At 32.3% G+C, this 17,572-nt stretch carries 19 protein-coding genes and 1 pseudogene; 13 read left to right on the top strand and 7 right to left on the bottom strand.

The features are described from left to right. Positions 1-38: 38 nt before the first annotated feature. Both JVV30_RS01945 and JVV30_RS01940 read right to left on the bottom strand, forming a co-directional pair. A complete protein-coding gene (locus JVV30_RS01945) occupies positions 39-218 on the bottom strand; it encodes a hypothetical protein (protein ID WP_053029379.1) in 180 nt (59 codons plus the stop codon). A 350-nt stretch (positions 219-568) separates the two neighbouring features. Next, on the bottom strand, positions 569-760 hold the full coding sequence (locus JVV30_RS01940) for a hypothetical protein (RefSeq protein ID WP_053029380.1): 192 nt from the start codon (positions 758-760) through the stop codon (positions 569-571). Between the two features lie 167 nt (positions 761-927). Between JVV30_RS01940 and nucI the strand changes: the two genes are divergently transcribed. Continuing rightward, positions 928-1,467, top strand: coding sequence for a thermonuclease NucI (gene nucI, locus JVV30_RS01935; RefSeq protein ID WP_053029381.1), 540 nt, complete (start codon positions 928-930; stop codon positions 1,465-1,467). Positions 1,468-1,530: 63 nt separating this feature from the next. Here the strand turns inward: nucI and JVV30_RS01930 are convergent, their stop codons facing one another. Further along, the gene (locus tag JVV30_RS01930) at positions 1,531-2,388 is read right to left on the bottom strand and encodes a hypothetical protein (RefSeq protein ID WP_070855566.1); all 858 of its coding nucleotides are present in this window, start codon (positions 2,386-2,388) and stop codon (positions 1,531-1,533) included. A gap of 288 nt (positions 2,389-2,676) precedes the next feature. Between JVV30_RS01930 and JVV30_RS01925 the strand changes: the two genes are divergently transcribed. Beyond that, entirely contained in the window at positions 2,677-3,258 is a 582-nt protein-coding gene (locus JVV30_RS01925; RefSeq protein ID WP_070855567.1) for a hypothetical protein, read from the top strand. Between the two features lie 64 nt (positions 3,259-3,322). Here JVV30_RS01925 and JVV30_RS01920 read toward each other — a convergent pair. Further along, positions 3,323-4,695: pseudogene (locus JVV30_RS01920) on the bottom strand (aspartate kinase). A 199-nt stretch (positions 4,696-4,894) separates the two neighbouring features. On the opposite strand from JVV30_RS01920, the gene JVV30_RS01915 reads away from it, so the two are divergent. The 4 genes from JVV30_RS01915 to JVV30_RS01900 are packed head-to-tail and all read left to right on the top strand — an operon-like array spanning position 4,895 to position 9,015. Beyond that, positions 4,895-6,172, top strand: a complete 1,278-nt coding sequence (locus tag JVV30_RS01915; protein ID WP_053029385.1) for a homoserine dehydrogenase — start codon at positions 4,895-4,897, stop codon at positions 6,170-6,172. Between the two features lie 5 nt (positions 6,173-6,177). Beyond that, positions 6,178-7,239, top strand: coding sequence for a threonine synthase (gene thrC / locus JVV30_RS01910; protein WP_053029386.1), 1,062 nt, complete (start codon positions 6,178-6,180; stop codon positions 7,237-7,239). Between the two features lies 1 nt (position 7,240). Then, positions 7,241-8,158: a homoserine kinase gene (thrB, locus tag JVV30_RS01905; protein WP_070855568.1), complete on the top strand. Its 918-nt coding sequence runs from the start codon at positions 7,241-7,243 to the stop codon at positions 8,156-8,158. A 53-nt stretch (positions 8,159-8,211) separates the two neighbouring features. Further along, positions 8,212-9,015, top strand: a complete 804-nt coding sequence (locus tag JVV30_RS01900) for a Cof-type HAD-IIB family hydrolase (RefSeq protein ID WP_070855569.1) — start codon at positions 8,212-8,214, stop codon at positions 9,013-9,015. A 91-nt stretch (positions 9,016-9,106) separates the two neighbouring features. On the opposite strand, the gene JVV30_RS01895 is transcribed toward JVV30_RS01900, so the two are convergent. Together JVV30_RS01895 and JVV30_RS01890 are read right to left on the bottom strand one after the other, a co-directional pair. After that, positions 9,107-9,421: a hypothetical protein gene (locus JVV30_RS01895; protein WP_053029389.1), complete on the bottom strand. Its 315-nt coding sequence runs from the start codon at positions 9,419-9,421 to the stop codon at positions 9,107-9,109. 148 nt (positions 9,422-9,569) lie between these two features. Next, entirely contained in the window at positions 9,570-11,021 is a 1,452-nt protein-coding gene (locus JVV30_RS01890; protein ID WP_070855570.1) for an amino acid permease, read from the bottom strand. 214 nt (positions 11,022-11,235) lie between these two features. Between JVV30_RS01890 and JVV30_RS01885 the strand changes: the two genes are divergently transcribed. From JVV30_RS01885 to JVV30_RS01865, 5 genes are all read left to right on the top strand, one after another. Next, positions 11,236-12,750 (top strand): catalase, encoded by a 1,515-nt coding sequence (locus JVV30_RS01885; protein WP_053029391.1) that lies wholly within the window; start codon positions 11,236-11,238, stop codon positions 12,748-12,750. Between the two features lie 90 nt (positions 12,751-12,840). Continuing rightward, on the top strand, positions 12,841-12,990 hold the full coding sequence (rpmG, locus tag JVV30_RS01880; RefSeq protein ID WP_001265708.1) for a 50S ribosomal protein L33: 150 nt from the start codon (positions 12,841-12,843) through the stop codon (positions 12,988-12,990). Between the two features lie 486 nt (positions 12,991-13,476). Further along, positions 13,477-13,746 carry a 30S ribosomal protein S14 gene (gene rpsN / locus JVV30_RS01875; RefSeq protein WP_070855571.1) on the top strand — a complete coding sequence of 90 codons (270 nt, stop codon included), beginning with the start codon at positions 13,477-13,479 and terminating at the stop codon, positions 13,744-13,746. A 146-nt stretch (positions 13,747-13,892) separates the two neighbouring features. Then, the gene (guaC, locus tag JVV30_RS01870) at positions 13,893-14,870 is read left to right on the top strand and encodes a GMP reductase (RefSeq protein WP_053029394.1); all 978 of its coding nucleotides are present in this window, start codon (positions 13,893-13,895) and stop codon (positions 14,868-14,870) included. Between the two features lie 14 nt (positions 14,871-14,884). Then, entirely contained in the window at positions 14,885-15,910 is a 1,026-nt protein-coding gene (locus tag JVV30_RS01865; protein ID WP_070855572.1) for a CAP domain-containing protein, read from the top strand. Between the two features lie 229 nt (positions 15,911-16,139). Here JVV30_RS01865 and lexA read toward each other — a convergent pair whose 3' ends face one another. Further along, positions 16,140-16,763 carry a transcriptional repressor LexA gene (gene lexA, locus JVV30_RS01860; protein ID WP_053029396.1) on the bottom strand — a complete coding sequence of 208 codons (624 nt, stop codon included), beginning with the start codon at positions 16,761-16,763 and terminating at the stop codon, positions 16,140-16,142. Positions 16,764-16,905: 142 nt separating this feature from the next. Between lexA and sosA the strand changes: the two genes are divergently transcribed. Together sosA and JVV30_RS01850 are read left to right on the top strand one after the other, a co-directional pair. After that, positions 16,906-17,139, top strand: a complete 234-nt coding sequence (gene sosA / locus JVV30_RS01855; protein ID WP_053029397.1) for a DNA damage-induced cell division inhibitor SosA — start codon at positions 16,906-16,908, stop codon at positions 17,137-17,139. Between the two features lie 123 nt (positions 17,140-17,262). Further along, positions 17,263-17,496: a DUF896 domain-containing protein gene (locus JVV30_RS01850; protein WP_053029398.1), complete on the top strand. Its 234-nt coding sequence runs from the start codon at positions 17,263-17,265 to the stop codon at positions 17,494-17,496. Positions 17,497-17,572: the final 76 nt, after the last annotated feature.

Genomic DNA, 17,572 nt, shown 5'->3' with positions numbered 1-17,572 from the left:
TCGCGTACGTTGAAGTTGAGCGCGACATTTTAAATATATTACTTATTCTTTTCTTGCTCTTCTAAATTGTCGACATGAGTAGCTAATAAACGTAACACTTGCGCTACTTTATCTGGAGGGGTGTCTTTTGACAAGGTATGTTCGAATACATTGCCATTTTGTGTTTGAACTTTATATATTAGACCGTGATGATCTATAATGACGTCTATAATTTCCATAATGACACCTCGCTAATTGATTTGATGATGAGGCTTTTGTAGCTACTTGAAAATCCATCCATTTTTATAATTAATTTTATACAATTAAGGTATTTCTTATACATACCACTAATTTTAAAAATTAACCTTAAATATAAAAAAATTTGGGAGTTAGACAGAATTTAATTTGAATTCATAGTCTCGCTCCCAATTAGCTTTACTTCTAAAATGTTTCATGCAATTCTTTGTTGTGCCATGCTCGAAATGATAACTAAAGTTGAGAAAAACGAATATAATAGCTTTCTCAATTTAATTAGCCATTTCAAATATGATACGTCGCCTTAAAAATAATAGTGTTGTCATTGTTGTTATTATTTGTTTTTTCTTTTACGTACGATCGATTGAATAATATAAGCAATAAATCCTACTAACACGCCTAATAATATTGCTACTACGACAGATACAATAATAGGTAATTTATAGACGATTTGAAGAATCACACCGACAATAATAGCTATAATAACAGCTATAACTGTCACTAAATTTTCATTTTTCTCAGACATCTATGTCACTCCTAACGCATTTATTATAGCATGGTATGACTCAACAATTCACTTATTGCGTGTAAGATTGAGTCTAACTTTGTTCAATAAAATTAAGAAGCCATTGACGATTAATTTTAATTTATATATGATATTTATTATTGAAATTAAAAGTGTAGGTGACAACTGTGAATTCGAAAAAATCCCTTAGCATCATAGTATTAGCAGTTTTAGTAATAGGCGTTTTAGCTTTTCAATTTATTAATCATACAGGTCCATTTAAAAATAGTGGCACGCAATCTTCATCAACTTCTACTAATATAAAAGATAAAGAAAAAGTACATGTAGAACGTGTGGTAGATGGTGATACCTTTGTGGCAACTAATGAAGACGGCAAAGAAATTAAAGTTAGGCTTATAGGAGTAGATACACCAGAAACAGTAAAACCTAACACACCAGTTCAACCTTATGGTAAAGAAGCGTCAAATTATAGTAAACAACATCTAAACGGAAAAGATGTATACTTAGAATATGATAAAGAAAAAGAGGATCGTTATGGACGAACACTGGCGTATGTGTGGTTGAATGACAACACGATGTACAACGAAGAATTAGTAAAAAAAGGATTAGCACGTGAAAAGTACTTCTCACCAAATGGCAAATATCGTCATATATTCGAACAAGGCGAACAACAAGCTAAAAAAGATAAAGTGAATTTATGGAGTTAAAAATTTAAGCGATTGACACGTGTATCTGTAAAAAGATGGAATGTCAATCGCTTGTTTAATGCATTAATTATTAAAGCTATTTACAATTTTAGTCACTTGTTCTTCAGAAAGCGGATGCTTAGATAAATCAATTGCATTTTTGATTACCGCTTCAAGAGATGACTTAGTCGAAACAGTATCCACATATTGAGCTCTTTCATCTGAACCTTCAATGATATTGACACTACCATCACTAAAGTAAACGACACCGATACTTTGTACTTTATGGTTAAAGTGATTTTCAATACCGTCTTTTAGAATTTTAGAATTAATTGCTGCCTGTTCATATGGATCATGATCATAAAATTCATAAATGACACGGTTACTTTGGATTTTTTCGATGAAAGTATAAATCTCACTTCGTGGTGAATCGAACTGACTATGATATTGTTTGCTAACATAATGACCAACAATTTGATTGACATCAGTTGTGTCGATTTGCATATCATCGTCAACTGGTGCATCAAAGTGATAAAATGTCTTTTGTTTCCAGTTTTTGACATCAATATTGATTAAACCAACATCTGAAACGACGATATAATCAAACGTTCTAGCATATTCGAAGAAAGGATGCTTAGTAGCTAAATTACTTGTCGTTATAATATCATAGAATTTTAACTTTCCTTCGTCTTTATACTTATCAAGAATGCCAGTTAAAACGTGCTTTGCGTTTCGTTTAGCATGTGAGCTTACGTCATTATTAGAACTAAGCATTTGATTTTTGAGTTCTAAATTTTCATTACTAAGCGACGCATTCTTTGTTACCATCTGATTTCTCGCGTAAACTTCTGTATCAACTCTATCTTGCATATATCGTTGATTTAAGATGAACGCTAAAATAAGAATAACGATGATAACAACCAAGATAATTGTTAATGTCATAATTCATCACCTATGTTCGAATTTTTCATTTTATATCACTCATTTATTGTAATCTTAAAGATGTGAGTGATATGAAATAACATATAAATTATATCTATTATATTTGCGTAGTTCAACAAAATATAAATTAAGTTAAATTGTTAAATTAATAAAAATAATCTAATTATTAGTCATATCAATCATTTTTTTAACATCAATTTTAACGATACTTCACAATTCGTAAATTGAAAACTCAAATCAGTATATGTATAATTAGTGTATGAAAGCGTTTCCTTTGGAGGTAGTAATATGGAACATCAACAACATGTAGAAGAGCTAGTTAAAATATTAAAAAATAAATGTCGTACTTCATTCAAATTTCACGGGGAAGTCGCAATGCAGTTATTTTTAAGTGATAATTTTATTCTACCTTCTAGAGTCGACATTTGTGTAGAGCGCAAGCAACTCGTCGAAGTACTAAAAGTAATTCCTTCCACATATCAATTAAATTATTATGATAAAAATAATGTGTTAATGGATCGTGATCAACTAAGTGTGCCAGAAATTGCGCACATAGATATTACGTTTAACCAGCAATTGCTAATAAATATCTTCATTTATGATGTGGTGAATGAAGAATGGATATTTAGACTTGATAATAATATTCGTATTCCTATGAATAGCATATACTTTCATTCATTGACGTGGGGCGTAGATTATATTAAGCCAGAAATTGTATTAATGTATGATTTATTAGATAACCAAAACTATCATCAATTACCTAACTACAAAATGGTTTTAGACGCTTTAAGCTATTATCAATTTGTAATTTTGAAAGTAGTTGTCGGTGAGCAACGTATAAAAGAAGCTTTAGCCAATAATCATTCATAAAAAACATCTAATATTTAAGTAAAATGTAAATGAACATGATTACTTAAATACTAGATGTTTTTAATTATGCTCGCTTATTTAAGTTTTTTAAACAAACGCCGTGATAACAATATTCATATGTAGACAAAACAGTTTTATCTGCATCTTCAATTGAAATACCAAACATCATTGAAATTTCTGATGACCCTTGGTTAATCATTTTTAAATTGATATTGGATTCTGCTAAGGCATGCGTGATCGTGTTCGCTGTGCCAATCGCTTTATTCATACCTTCGCCAACAATCATTAATATGGCTAGATCATGCTCGATACTTAATTCATCGACATCACAACGTTTACGAATCGCATTGAGTACATCTTTCTCTTTACCTTTTAATTGATGTGTACGGAGAATGATACTGATGCTGTCAATATATGGTCGAATGAAATGTTATAGTCTTCTAATATTTCAAGTACCTTACGAGTGAAGCCAACTTGTCTGTTCATTAAATATTTTTTAATGTTAATTACAGTAAATCCTTTATCACAACTAATACCAATAATGACATTTTTATCACTTACATCTCTATCATGACGAATAAATGTTCCTTTATCTTGAGGGCGATTGGTATTTTTAATAACCACTGGAATTCTATGTTTATAAAGTGGTTGCAAGGCTTCATCATGGAAGACGCTAAATCCTGCATAAGACAATTCACGCATTTCACGATAGGTAATCTCTTCAATAAGATCGGGGTTTTGAATAATATTTGGATTCGCTTTGAAAATACCTGATACATCAGTGAAGTTCTCGTAAAGAGATGCTCTAATTCCTCTAGCAATAATTGCACCCGTAATGTCAGAACCACCTCTAGGGAAGGTAACAACGTAGTTATTCTTTGATACACCAAAGAATCCAGGGATAATAATTTTACCTTCAATATCTCTTAATTTACTTATCTGTTCATATGCTTCTTCTAAAATTTGTGCTTGCTGTGGTAAATCTGTTACTAGAATACCTGCATCTTTAGGTGAAAGATAAGTTGTTTTAAAACCTTGTGAATCATTATATGACGCAATTAATTGTGCATTAAAATTTTCGCCACAAGATAGAAGTGCATCATACAATCTTAAAGGTTCTTCTTTTAAAGTTGAAATAATCTCTTCTAATGTCTCGTCAATCACAGTTAATAACGACGTATCCATATCCAATTCTTGTAAGATATCAGCATATCGTTGAATAATTTCTTTCTTTTTATCCTGATAATTAAGGTTATTTAGCACTTTTTCGTATAAACGAACAAGAAGGTCTGTCGTTTTAACATCATCTTTGTGTCGCTTTCCTGGTGCAGATACAATGATAATTTTACGTTCTGGGTCACTATTTATGATATCTAGGACTTTTTTAATTTGTGTTGCATTTGAAACTGAACTACCGCCGAATTTTGCCACTTTCATATACCTAATCAACCTTTCTAAAAAATCAGAAAATTCTATTTAATTTTCTGATATCACGTGATAATATATAGCTAAGTATTTACATTTTATGCTAAAAAGTCCTATCAATTTAATATGGTTTAATAGTATACTAAAATAAAGTATATTTCAACAAGACAATTGTATTTCTCAATTATACAAATGGGGGAAGATAAAAAATATGAAAGAATTAAATATTGCTTTACTTGGTCTAGGAACAGTTGGATCAGGCGTAGTTAAAATAATTGAAGAAAATCGACAACAAATCATTGATACGTTAAACAAAGATATTGTTATTAAACATATTTTAGTACGTGATAAAACTAAGAAAAGACCTATTAATATTAGCCGATATCATTTAACTGAAGATGTTAATGAAATTTTAAATGATGATTCCATTGATATTGTCATTGAAGTTATGGGTGGTATCGAACCGACTGTAGATTGGTTGAGAGATGCGTTAAAGAGCGGGAAACATGTCATCACTGCAAATAAAGATTTATTAGCAGTACATTTAAAATTATTAGAAGATTTAGCTGAAGAGAAAGGACTTGCGTTGAAGTTTGAAGCGAGTGTTGCTGGCGGTATTCCTATTGTAAATGCAATTAATAATGGATTGAATGCGAATAATATTTCTAAGTTTATGGGAATACTTAATGGTACTTCTAACTTCATTCTTTCTAAAATGACGCGCGAACAAACAACGTTTGAAGAAGCGCTTGATGAAGCACAACGATTAGGATTTGCTGAAGCAGACCCAACTGATGATGTAGAAGGTATTGACGCAGCGCGCAAAGTTGTTATTACGTCTTATTTATCATTTAACCAAGTTATTAAATTAAATGATGTTAAGGTTCGAGGTATCAGCCAAACAACGCTATCTGATATCAATGTAGCTGATAAATTAGGCTATAAAATCAAACTAATTGGTAAGGGAACTTATCAAAATAGTAAAGTGAACGCATCAGTTGAACCAACATTAATACATAAATCCCACCAACTAGCTACAGTTGAAGATGAATATAATGCTATTTATGTCGTAGGAGATGCAGTAGGTGACACAATGTTCTATGGGAAAGGCGCAGGTAGCCTAGCTACTGGTAGTGCCGTTGTAAGTGACTTATTAAACGTTGCATTATTCTTTGAATCAAATACACATACATTACCGCCACACTTTGAACTGAAAACGGATGCAACACGAGAACTGATGGATACGGAAGATGTAGTATCCATTCAAGAGAAGTTAAATTATTATGTCGTTCTAAAAAGTGATTTATCAAAAGAAAAATTTGAATCATTATTGAAAGAAACGTTACCATTCCACAAATCACTACAGGTTGAACAGCGCGATGATCAATCTTATGGTGTAGTTATAGTTGGTCTAGATCAATCACCGGAAGACGTTTTAAGTAAAGCTGATTTTAATATCGAGAAAATTTATCCAGTTGAAGGGGTTTAATGTTTATGAAAAGATGGCAAGGTTTAGTAGATGAGTTTAAAGCATATTTACCAGTTAATAGCGACACACCAAAGTTAACTTTAAATGAAGGTCATACACCATTGATTCATTGTGAGAATTTATCGGACATGTTAGATATTGATTTATATGTAAAATATGAAGGTGCAAATCCAACAGGTTCTTTCAAAGATAGAGGAATGGTTATGGCTGTTACTAAAGCGAAAGAACAAGGGAAGAAAGTCGTCATTTGTGCATCTACTGGTAACACTTCAGCTTCCGCAGCTGCGTATGCAGCAAGAGCTGGACTAAAAGCAATTGTGGTTATTCCAGAAGGAAAGATTGCACTTGGTAAATTGTCACAAGCTGTAATGTACGGTGCTGAAATCGTTTCAATTGAAGGAAACTTTGATGAAGCTTTGGAAATAGTTAAGGAAATTGCTGAAAATGACGAAGAGATTGAACTAGTTAATTCTGTAAATCCTTATCGTATTGAAGGACAAAAAACAGGTGCATTTGAAATTGTTGAGCAATTAGAACAAGCGCCTGACATACTTGCAATTCCAGTTGGTAATGCTGGTAACATTACTGCTTACTGGAAAGGGTTTAAAGAATATCATGAGAAAAAAGGTAGTCAATTACCGCGATTATTCGGTTTTCAAGCAGAAGGTGCTTCACCAATAGTACAAAATAAAGTGATTAAAAACCCTGAAACAATTGCTACAGCTATTCGAATTGGTAATCCAGCTAGTTGGACTAAAGCTACTAAAGCGTTAGATGAGTCTAAAGGATTAATTGATAGTGTTACAGATGAAGAGATATTAGAAGCTTATCAATTAATGACATCTAAAGAAGGTGTGTTTAGTGAGCCGGCTAGTAATGCTTCAATTGCTGGATTAATTAAATTACATCGTGCAGGTCAACTACCTAAAGGTAAAAAAGTAGTGGCAATTTTAACTGGTAATGGATTAAAAGATCCTGACACTGCTATTTCAATTTTAGATAATCCAATTCAACCGCTTCCTAACGATAAATCAAGTATTATTGATTACATAAAAGGGGCTTTGTAAAATGAGCGAACAATTGCACTTAAAGATTCCAGCGTCTACGGCTAATCTAGGCGTTGGTTTCGATTCAATAGGTATGGCTATAGATAAATATTTGCATCTCTATGTGAAACGAATTGAAGGGGATAATTGGGAATTTACGTATCTGAATTCTGAATTAGCGTCACTTCCTAATAGTAAGGAGAATTATGTTTATAAAGTAGCGCAACAGGTTGCATCAAAATATAATGTTCAATTGCCTAGCTTAAGTATTACAATGAGAAGTGATATTCCTTTAGCACGAGGTTTAGGATCATCAGCATCAGCGTTAGTAGGTGCATTATATATTGCTAACTATTTTGGCAATATACAACTATCTAAATACGAACTACTTCAATTAGCAACAGAAATTGAGGGTCACCCCGATAATGTAGCACCTACAATATATGGTGGTTTGTTAGCAGGTTATTATAATCCCGAAACTAACGAAACGAACGTAGCACATATTGATGTACCAAACGTTGATATCATTTTAACTATACCTCCTTATGAATTAAAGACTGAGGATTCTCGTAATGTATTACCTGATCAATTTTCTCATAAGCGTGCGGTTCAAAGTAGTGCAATTAGTAACACGATGCTATGTGCATTAATTCAACATAATTATGAACTTGCTGGAAAAATGATGTCACAGGATGGCTTTCATGAGCCATTTCGTCAGCATTTAATACCTGAATTTAAAGAGGTTAAAGCATTAGCTCAACAATACGATGCCTATGCGACAGTGATAAGTGGTGCAGGGCCTACAATATTGACATTGAGTCGTAAAGAGAAGAGTGGGCAATTAGTTAGAGCGTTGAGACAACAAGTTGCGTCATGTCATTCTGAACTAGCTACAATTAATGAAATAGGTGTTGTAGAAGAAATTGTGTATCCTTCATAAATTTTATTGTAAAATATAAAAGAGTAAAATGTCGAAAGGAGTACACTTCAGATATGAGTAATTATAAAATGGTTGTCATGGATATGGACGATACATTAATTAATAGTGAAAATAAAGTAAGTCAAGAAACAAAAGATTATTTAATAGATATTCAGAACCAAGGATATAAAGTAGTGCTAGCTTCAGGAAGACCTACTGAAGGTATGTTGCCCATTGCTAAAGAACTTCAATTAGATGTACATGATAGTTACATCATTAGTTACAATGGTGGCAAAACAATCAAAGTGTCTACAGAAGAAGTAGAAGTGAGTCAAAGTGTATCGAAGAAAAATTTTGACCTTATTGCAGATTTTTGTCGTAAACACCATTTCTTAATATTGACTTATCAAGACGGATACATCATTCATGATGGTGATCACGAATATAGAGATATTGAATCTGAACTTACGGGATTACCTATGAAGCGCGTCGAAGATATTAAAGCATATATCAAAGAAGATGTACCTAAAGCAATGGGTGTTGATTATGCTTCGAATATCTCTAAAGTACGTGACGACCTGCATGGACATTTTAATTCGGAAATAGACGTGACTACAAGTAAACCATTCTTTTTAGAATTTATGGCTAAAGATGTTTCTAAAGGTAATGCGATAAAAGCTTTATGTGAGAAAATGAATATATCATTATCTGACGTGATTTGTTTTGGAGATAGTTTGAATGATCAATCTATGTTTGAAGTCGTTGGTTGTGCGATTGCAATGGGAAATGCCAATGAAGAACTTAAAGCGATTGCGGATAAAATAACGTTAGATAACGATTCTAACGGCATACCAAAGGCATTGAAAGAACTTTTATAGTACAAAATAAGGCATGAGAAATGAGTGTGGTGTATGTTCATCATTAAAACTATGACGAACAAGCCATGCTTATTCTCATGCCGTTTTATATTTATTTAGCAGTATGTGTCCATTCATGTTTACCTTTATAGCGCTTAACATAAGCATAAACTTGGTCCGCAGCATAATCTAAATTGGTATAGACTGTAATAGTAAACGCAGACTGATTTTCACCAAATGGCTCTGTACTAAATACATCCTTTAAATGCGTGAACAAATTCTCCATTTGGTCATGTTCAAGGCTAGGGTACTCTCTTAAAGTACGTTTTAGCAATTGACCATTTTTTTCTTCGAGAGATTGTACAACGATAACGAAACGTTCTTCACTTTTAATGACATCATCAAATAAGTTTGTTTGACCAACCATTTTGCTATTCACCTCTAAGTCATCATCTTTACTATTATTATACTAGATAACTGATTTTTCGAAAATAATCAATATATTGTAACTATAAAAAATGCGAGAAACAAAAAGCGGTTAATCCACTTTTAGTTTCTCGCATTCATTGATTTAATTAATCATTATGATAATGATGTGGTGTAATATCCATATCATTTAATTTTACAAATTTTGTTTTTCTGATTATTTTATGAGCTAAGAAAATAAGCCCTAAGATAATGATTGGCAGAATATTAACGAAGAATTTGCCTATATTACCATCAAATAAATCTCCAATAGAATTACCAAAATATAAGAAAATTAAAGTTGCAAATACTAAAATTGGTCCTAGTGGATATAAAGGTGATTTGTAAGGTAATAGTTCATTAATATCTTGACCTTGGCGTTTAATTGCCCTACGTAATCTAACTTGAGCCCACGAACTAGCTGCCCATACAATAATTACCAATGAACCTATAATATTCAATAAGCTAAACACAGCATTTGAATAGAAATTAGCAATAATGATAATTGCGACAATTAAAATATATGTTGTTACCAATGCACGTAATGGTAGTTTAGATTTATCATTTAATTTACTTAAGAATTTAGGTGCTTGTTTCTCATCACTTAAAGAGAATAACATTCTGCTTGTAGTGTAGACACCTGAATTTGTCGCTGATAATAATGATGTCAAAATAACAGCATTGATAACTGAAGCGGCAAATGCAACACCAATTCTATCAAATACAATTGTAAAAGGACTTTGTGAAACGGATTCATTCTCATTTAATAATAATGGATCTGTATATGGAATAATAGCCGCAATGACACCTATAGATAAAACGTAGAATAATAGAATTCTCCAGAATACTTGTTTAACAGCTTTAGGCATTGTCTTTTGTGGATTGTCAGATTCACCAGCAGTTACTGCAACAACTTCAGTACCACCAACTGAGAAGCCGGCTACTAATAGTACGCCTAAGAAACCAGATAGACCGCCTACGAATGGGGCATCACCTTTTGTATAATTTTCAAAACCATACGTGTGACCACCTAAAATACCGAAAATCATCAAGAAGCCAACAATGATAAATATAATAATAGTTACAACTTTTATGAGTGATAACCAAAATTCAGTTTCTCCAAAGGCTTTAACCGTAAAAATATTTAATAAAAATACAATAGTTATAAAAATTAAGCTCCAAGTAAGTGGACTAAAGAATTTGAATACATCCCAATAATAAAGCACATTTGAAGCTACCATTACATCTACGCTAGATACTAATGACCACATAATGTAATATAACCATCCCATAGTGAAGCCAAGAGAAGGGTCTACAAATCGCGTTGCGTAAGAACTGAATGATCCTGAAACAGGGTAAAAAGTTGCTAGTTCACCGATTGATGACATTAAAAAGTAAAGCATTACTCCGATTAATAAATAAGCTAAAATAGCGCCCCCAGGACCCGCTTGAGCAACAACACTACCTGTTGCTACAAAAAGCCCTGTACCAATTGCGCCACCTATAGCAATCATAGATATGTGTCTTGAGTTAAGACCACGTTTCATATTGTTATCTTCCATATGATGACTCCTAATTCTAAAATTTAAAATATACAAACCATTTTAATCCTTTTGAAGACAGTATTCAATAACTTTTGAACAATTTAGCTTAAAAATTTTAAATTTTCTGACTTTTTACAGATTATTGAAAATGTTTCAATTATAGGGCTTATGGGTTTATTAATAGTAGATTCTAAATTATAATTATTATAAATAAGTGAAAGGGGAATTAACTATGGCGAAAGATGATAAAAGATTGACTGGTTTGTTTGGGCACCCAGTTTCAGATAGAGAAAACAGTATGACAGCTGGTCCGCGAGGTCCTCTATTAATGCAAGATGCTTATTTCTTAGAGCAAATGTCTCACTTTGATCGTGAGGTCATTCCAGAACGTCGTATGCACGCGAAAGGTTCAGGTGCATTTGGTACGTTTACTGTTACAAATGATATTACAAAGTATACAAATGCTAAAATCTTTTCAGAAGTAGGGAAACAAACAGAAATGTTTGCACGTTTCTCAACAGTAGCAGGTGAACGTGGCGCTGCCGATTTAGAAAGGGATATCCGAGGATTTGCACTAAAATTCTACACTGAAGAAGGTAACTGGGATTTAGTAGGTAACAATACACCTGTATTCTTCTTTAGAGATCCTAAATTATTTGTGAGTTTAAACCGTGCCGTTAAAAGAGATCCACGTACTAATATGAGAAGTCCACAAAATAACTGGGACTTCTGGACTGGTTTACCTGAAGCGTTACACCAAGTTACTATTTTAATGTCTGATAGAGGTATGCCAAAAGACTTCCGCCATATGCATGGTTTCGGTTCGCACACATATTCTATGTACAATGATGAAGGTGAACGTGTATGGGTTAAATATCATTTCAGAACGCAACAAGGTATCGAAAATTATACTGATGATGAAGCGGCTGAAATTGTAGGTCAAGACAGAGAATCTTCTCAACGTGACTTATATGATGCAATCGAAAACGGCGATTATCCTAAATGGAAAATGTATATCCAAGTCATGACAGAGGAACAAGCTAAAAATCACCCAGATAATCCATTTGATTTAACTAAAGTATGGTACAAAGGTGATTATCCATTAATTGAAGTCGGTGAATTTGAACTTAACAGAAACCCTGAAAACTATTTCATGGATGTAGAACAAGCAGCGTTCGCACCAACAAACATTATACCTGGTTTAGACTTCTCACCAGATAAAATGTTACAAGGTCGACTATTCTCATACGGTGATGCACAACGTTATAGATTAGGTGTTAACCACTGGCAAATACCTGTAAACCAACCTAAAGGTGTTGGTGTTGAAAACATGTGTCCATTTAGTCGTGATGGCCAAATGAGATTCCTTGATGGTAACCAAGGTGGAGGCCCACATTACTATCCAAATAATAAAGGTGTGTATCAATCACAACCTGAATATAAAAAACCAGCATTCCCTGTAGACGGTGATGGCTACGAATATAATCAAAGACAAGACGATGACAATTACTTCGAACAACCAGGTAAATTATTCCGTTTACAATCAGATGATGCGAAAGAAAGAATCTTTACAAACACAGCAAATGCAATGGATGGTGTGAGTGAAGATGTTAAACATAGACATATCCGTCATTGCTATAAAGCTGATCCAGAATATGGTAAAGGTGTTGCCAAAGCCTTAGAAATTGATATTAATGATGTTGATTTAGAAGGTACTAACGACGAAACTTACGAAAATTTTAAATAGTACTGAAAAAATTCAATTGCGTTGAGCATTGTATTATGGTAAAATTTTAAATCGTAAGTATTCCTAGTTAAACAAGAAAGGATGTTAATTATGCGCGTTAATGTAACATTAGCTTGCACAGAATGTGGCGATCGTAATTATATTACTACTAAAAACAAACGTAACAATCCTGAGCGTATTGAAATGAAAAAATATTGCCCAAGATTAAATAAATACACGCTACACCGTGAAACTAAATAATATCTTATCTTTTAAATACGACAATAAAGATAAAGTTAACAATGGGAAGTAGGACAGAAACAATATTTTCTCAAATTTATTTCATTGTCTTCCCCAGGCTAGGTTGACTAGGATTGAAATAGCTTGAATTAAGCGTATTTTCAAATCATCAACTATTGCCAAAATGATAACAGAGGCTGAGACATTTTATTTTGTCTCAGCCTCTTTTTCTACGATTAGTTAATTACTTATAATATGGCAGTCTTATGAGGGTTCTCATTAGGCTGCTTTCTTAATTTGACGTAATAATTGCTAGGATGATGATCGTAAGAATACTGTCCATTTATAATAGTCATGATCACTCAAAATAAACGTTTTCTCGTTTTTAATAATCACGAATGTTTGCAATTAATTGATTAAATTGAGTTATTCGTCTTGTAAATTTAAAATCATATGTTATTATATAAAACGTAATAATTACGATTTATAAAAATAGGAGTGACTCAAATGGCAAAAAAATCTAAAATTGCTAAAGAAATGAAAAGAGAAAAATTAGTAAATCAATATTATGAATTACGTCAAGAATTAAAAGCAAAAGGAGATTATGAAGCATTACGTAAATTACCACGTGATTCTTCTCCAACACGTTTAACTCGTAGATGTAAAGTGACAGGCCGTCCAAGAGGTGTCATGAGAAAATTCGAAATGTCTAGAATCGCATTTAGAGAACACGCACATAAAGGACAAATTCCTGGTGTTAAAAAATCAAGCTGGTAAAATTCAAATCTAGTACTTTAGTCCATTTACAAGACAATTAAAACATTGTAAAGTATATAAGGGTGAGAAAATGAATGATTTTTAGTTTTAATATACTAAACGTTCGTTTTTACTTAATAAATATGATTGTATAGGGGCTAAAAAGTATGAAAATTTTTGATTATGAAGATATTCAATTAATTCCAAATAAATGTATCGTTGAAAGTCGTTCTGAATGTGATACAACTGTCCAATTCGGACCTAAAACATTCAAGTTACCTGTAGTTCCTGCAAATATGCAGACTGTAATGAGTGAAGAATTAGCGCATTGGTTTGCCAAAAATGATTACTTTTATATCATGCATCGCTTTGATGAAGAAGCTCGTATTCCATTTATTCAAAATATGCAAAAAGAAGGTTTATTTGCTTCTATATCAGTAGGTGTTAAAGCAAATGAATTTAAATTTATTGAAGATTTAGCTGACAAACAATTGACACCTGAGTATATTACGATTGATATCGCTCATGGACACTCAGATTCAGTTATTAAAATGATCAAGCATATTAAAAAGCATATTCCTTCATCATTTGTAATTGCTGGGAATGTAGGTACGCCAGAAGGTGTTCGAGAACTTGAAAATGCAGGCGCCGACGCCACTAAAGTTGGAATTGGGCCAGGTAGAGTTTGTATTACTAAGATTAAGACTGGTTTTGGTACTGGTGGTTGGCAATTAGCAGCCTTAAACATTTGTAGTAAAGCAGCACGTAAACCTATTATTGCTGATGGTGGTTTAAGAACACATGGTGACATAGCCAAATCAATTCGTTTTGGTGCGAGTATGGTGATGATTGGTTCTTTATTTGCTGCTCACGAAGAGTCACCAGGTGAAACAGTTGAATTAGACGGTAAACGTTATAAAGAATATTTTGGTAGTGCATCTGAATTCCAAAAAGGCGAACATAAGAATGTAGAAGGCAAAAAAATGTTTGTTGAACATAAAGGGTCATTAAAAGATACTTTGACTGAAATGCAACAAGATTTACAAAGTTCAATTTCATATGCAGGTGGAAAAGATTTAAAATCATTAACAACAGTAGATTATGTTATCGTACGAAATTCAATTTTTAATGGGGACAAAGATTAAAATTTGAGTGGCAGGTGTACATTATCAAAAAATTCTTTTTACTTTCATTGGTATTGTTAGCTGTAACTTTATTAATACCATTAAAAGAAAATCAAACACTAATTAATATTCAAAATGACGTTAGAAGTAAAGTTCAACAAGTAATGAACCAAGACTCAAGTGTTAAAAACAATGCACTAAAGACACCTAAAGATCAAGACTTTGCAATCAATAATATTCAAATGAATATGTCCAAAGACAAAGTTGAGCGTCAATTAGGTCAACCTAAAAGAGTAACATCTAACGAATATGGAACGAAATGGTATGCCTATTACAACAATGATTACGAAAACTTTATTATGGTTAGCTATATCGACAATAAGGTCAATGCATTGTATAGTAATCAGAATGTCATTACTTCTAAATCTAAAGTGAAATATAACACACCTAAAGATGTCGTAAATGAACGACTGGGTAAGCCGTTAAAAGAAATGGTTAAAGGCAGATATCGAATTGATATCAGTAGTGATGAATATGATGTTTTCCATAAAGATAATATTTATACAACTGTTTTTTATGATAAACATAATGACAATGGTGTTACCGCATTACTTCAAGTTAGTGATGCAATGGAAAAAAGATTGACTCAACATTATGGTGCACCATCCTCAACGTTAGAGCAGAGTTTTGAATATCAAAATTATGATTTAGTTAATGCAGAGCGAAAACAACATGGACTGAATACATTAAGTTATGCCAAAGATGTGTCTAATACTGCGAGGAAGCATAGTGAAGACATGGTAAAACAGAATTATTTTGATCATAACAATTTAGATGGGGCATCCCCATTTGATAGATTAAAGGCTGATAACATTGACTTTAACGCTGCAGGTGAAAATCTAGCTTACGGTCAACAAAACAGTATATTTGCACATGAAGGATTAATGAATTCACTTGGTCATAGAAAAAATATATTGAATTCTAATTTTAAAACACTAGGTGTAGGCGTTGATTTTAATGATGAGCGTCAGCCATATTGGACAGAAAATTATACTGGGTAAGTGTTTTAAGCCAACTTATTTAGGGTATCTTTTAGTTGATAAGGAAGTTGATATTATGACAACTAAAAATGCAAAAAAACTAGATATTCTAGACAAAGTTAAAGAAATTTTGAATAAAAAAGAAAATGAAAAGCAAAAGAACTAGCAAAGTCTACATTGTAAACTTTGCTAGTTCTTTATTTATTTCGATATATAAGAGAGAGGTAAACGTAAATTTTAAAATTTAGAACTACAATTCTCTATATAAACCAATCACTTTACCAATAACGGTTACGTTATCAAGATAAATTGGGCTCATTGTACTATTTTCAGGTTGTAATCTATAACGTGTTTTCTCTTTATAGAAACGTTTAACCGTTGCCTCATCATCTTCAGTCATAGCAACAATAATGTCTCCATTTTCAGCAATGGTTTGACTTCTAACGATAACTTTGTCTCCGTCTAAAATGCCAGCTTCAATCATACTTTCACCAACAACATTTAAAATGAAAATGTCACTATTGTGTGTAGATGTTAAATGCTCTGGTAATGGGAAATATTCTTCAATATTTTCTACTGCAGTAATTGGAATACCAGCAGTAACTTTACCGATTACAGGAACGTAAATCGTTTCTTCCATGTTAACTGAATCATTCGTTTGTTCGCTAACAATTTCAATCGCTCTTGGTTTAGTAGGGTCTCTTTTAATATATCCTTTTTCTTCTAGTCGTGATAAATGGCCGTGGACAGTAGAACTTGACGCTAATCCAACAGCTTCACCAATTTCTCGAACACTAGGTGGATATCCTTTCGTTTGTACTACATGTTTAATATAATCATATATTTCGCTTTGACGTTTAGTTAATTCTCTCATATATAGGCACTCCCTAGTTTTATTTAACTATAGTATAGCATTTATTTATTTATTGAACAAACATTTGTTCGTTTTTGTGTTGACTAGGAACAGATGTTCTGTTAAAGTGTGTATACAAACAAATGTTCTAGAGGTGGAAGTAATGTTTAATAAATATAAAAATAAATTAATAACGAATATAGCTGTTGTATCAATATCTTGTGTTGTTTTTATAGTATTTTTCATGAATTTATATCATAACGCTCAAACGGAACAAACGTACGAAATCACTGATCATACAATTTCTAAACAGGCAATAATTAAAGATGATAATAAGAACGTAAATAATACAAATGGGGAACAAGATGACTACAAAGTGTTCGCCTTTGTCAGATAAGTATCAATTTTGAGGTCTATCGAAGCTATAGAAATGTCTATAGCTTTTGCCTAGGCCTCTTTTTTGTTATATTCTATGAAGTAAAAGAGAATGAAATAGGAAAATATAGAAAGAGTGATAAAGATGCCTAAAGATAATTTGAATATAGATAGAATTAATGAACTAGCTAAAAAGAAAAAAGAGCAGGGCTTGACGGAAGCTGAAGCTAAAGAACAATCAAAATTACGTAAAAAATATTTAGAAGCATTTAGAAAAGGATTTAAACAACAAATTGAAAGTACAAAAGTAATTGATCCAGAAGGTAATGATGTTACGCCTGAAAAATTAAAAAAAATTCAAGCACAAAATAAAAAGTAGTAAATTTAAAGTAAGGTTCTTTGAGACTAAACGATTATCAATTACACTATTTTTAAGTTATAATATAACAAATATG

Source organism: Staphylococcus sp. GDY8P47P, assembly GCF_016892225.1.
GTDB classification, from domain to species: domain Bacteria; phylum Bacillota; class Bacilli; order Staphylococcales; family Staphylococcaceae; genus Staphylococcus; species Staphylococcus borealis.
Note: the sequence above shows the minus strand (reverse complement) of the source record. Positions and strands in the feature narration are given on the sequence as shown.

Bases quoted from the DNA above. Each gene is read 5' to 3' on its own strand.
- JVV30_RS01900 (WP_070855569.1), top strand. From the start codon at position 8,212: ATGAGTAATTATAAAATGGTTGTCATGGATATGGACGATACATTAATT.
- JVV30_RS01895 (WP_053029389.1), bottom strand. From the start codon at position 9,421: ATGGTTGGTCAAACAAACTTATTTGATGATGTCATTAAAAGTGAAGAA.
- rpmG (WP_001265708.1), top strand. From the start codon at position 12,841: ATGCGCGTTAATGTAACATTAGCTTGCACAGAATGTGGCGATCGTAAT.
- rpsN (WP_070855571.1), top strand. From the start codon at position 13,477: ATGGCAAAAAAATCTAAAATTGCTAAAGAAATGAAAAGAGAAAAATTA.
- JVV30_RS01885 (WP_053029391.1), top strand. From the start codon at position 11,236: ATGGCGAAAGATGATAAAAGATTGACTGGTTTGTTTGGGCACCCAGTT.
- thrB (WP_070855568.1), top strand. From the start codon at position 7,241: ATGAGCGAACAATTGCACTTAAAGATTCCAGCGTCTACGGCTAATCTA.
- JVV30_RS01925 (WP_070855567.1), top strand. From the start codon at position 2,677: ATGGAACATCAACAACATGTAGAAGAGCTAGTTAAAATATTAAAAAAT.
- JVV30_RS01940 (WP_053029380.1), bottom strand. From the start codon at position 760: ATGTCTGAGAAAAATGAAAATTTAGTGACAGTTATAGCTGTTATTATA.
- JVV30_RS01890 (WP_070855570.1), bottom strand. From the start codon at position 11,021: ATGGAAGATAACAATATGAAACGTGGTCTTAACTCAAGACACATATCT.
- guaC (WP_053029394.1), top strand. From the start codon at position 13,893: ATGAAAATTTTTGATTATGAAGATATTCAATTAATTCCAAATAAATGT.
- JVV30_RS01930 (WP_070855566.1), bottom strand. From the start codon at position 2,388: ATGACATTAACAATTATCTTGGTTGTTATCATCGTTATTCTTATTTTA.
- lexA (WP_053029396.1), bottom strand. From the start codon at position 16,763: ATGAGAGAATTAACTAAACGTCAAAGCGAAATATATGATTATATTAAA.
- thrC (WP_053029386.1), top strand. From the start codon at position 6,178: ATGAAAAGATGGCAAGGTTTAGTAGATGAGTTTAAAGCATATTTACCA.
- JVV30_RS01915 (WP_053029385.1), top strand. From the start codon at position 4,895: ATGAAAGAATTAAATATTGCTTTACTTGGTCTAGGAACAGTTGGATCA.
- JVV30_RS01850 (WP_053029398.1), top strand. From the start codon at position 17,263: ATGCCTAAAGATAATTTGAATATAGATAGAATTAATGAACTAGCTAAA.
- sosA (WP_053029397.1), top strand. From the start codon at position 16,906: ATGTTTAATAAATATAAAAATAAATTAATAACGAATATAGCTGTTGTA.
- JVV30_RS01945 (WP_053029379.1), bottom strand. From the start codon at position 218: ATGGAAATTATAGACGTCATTATAGATCATCACGGTCTAATATATAAA.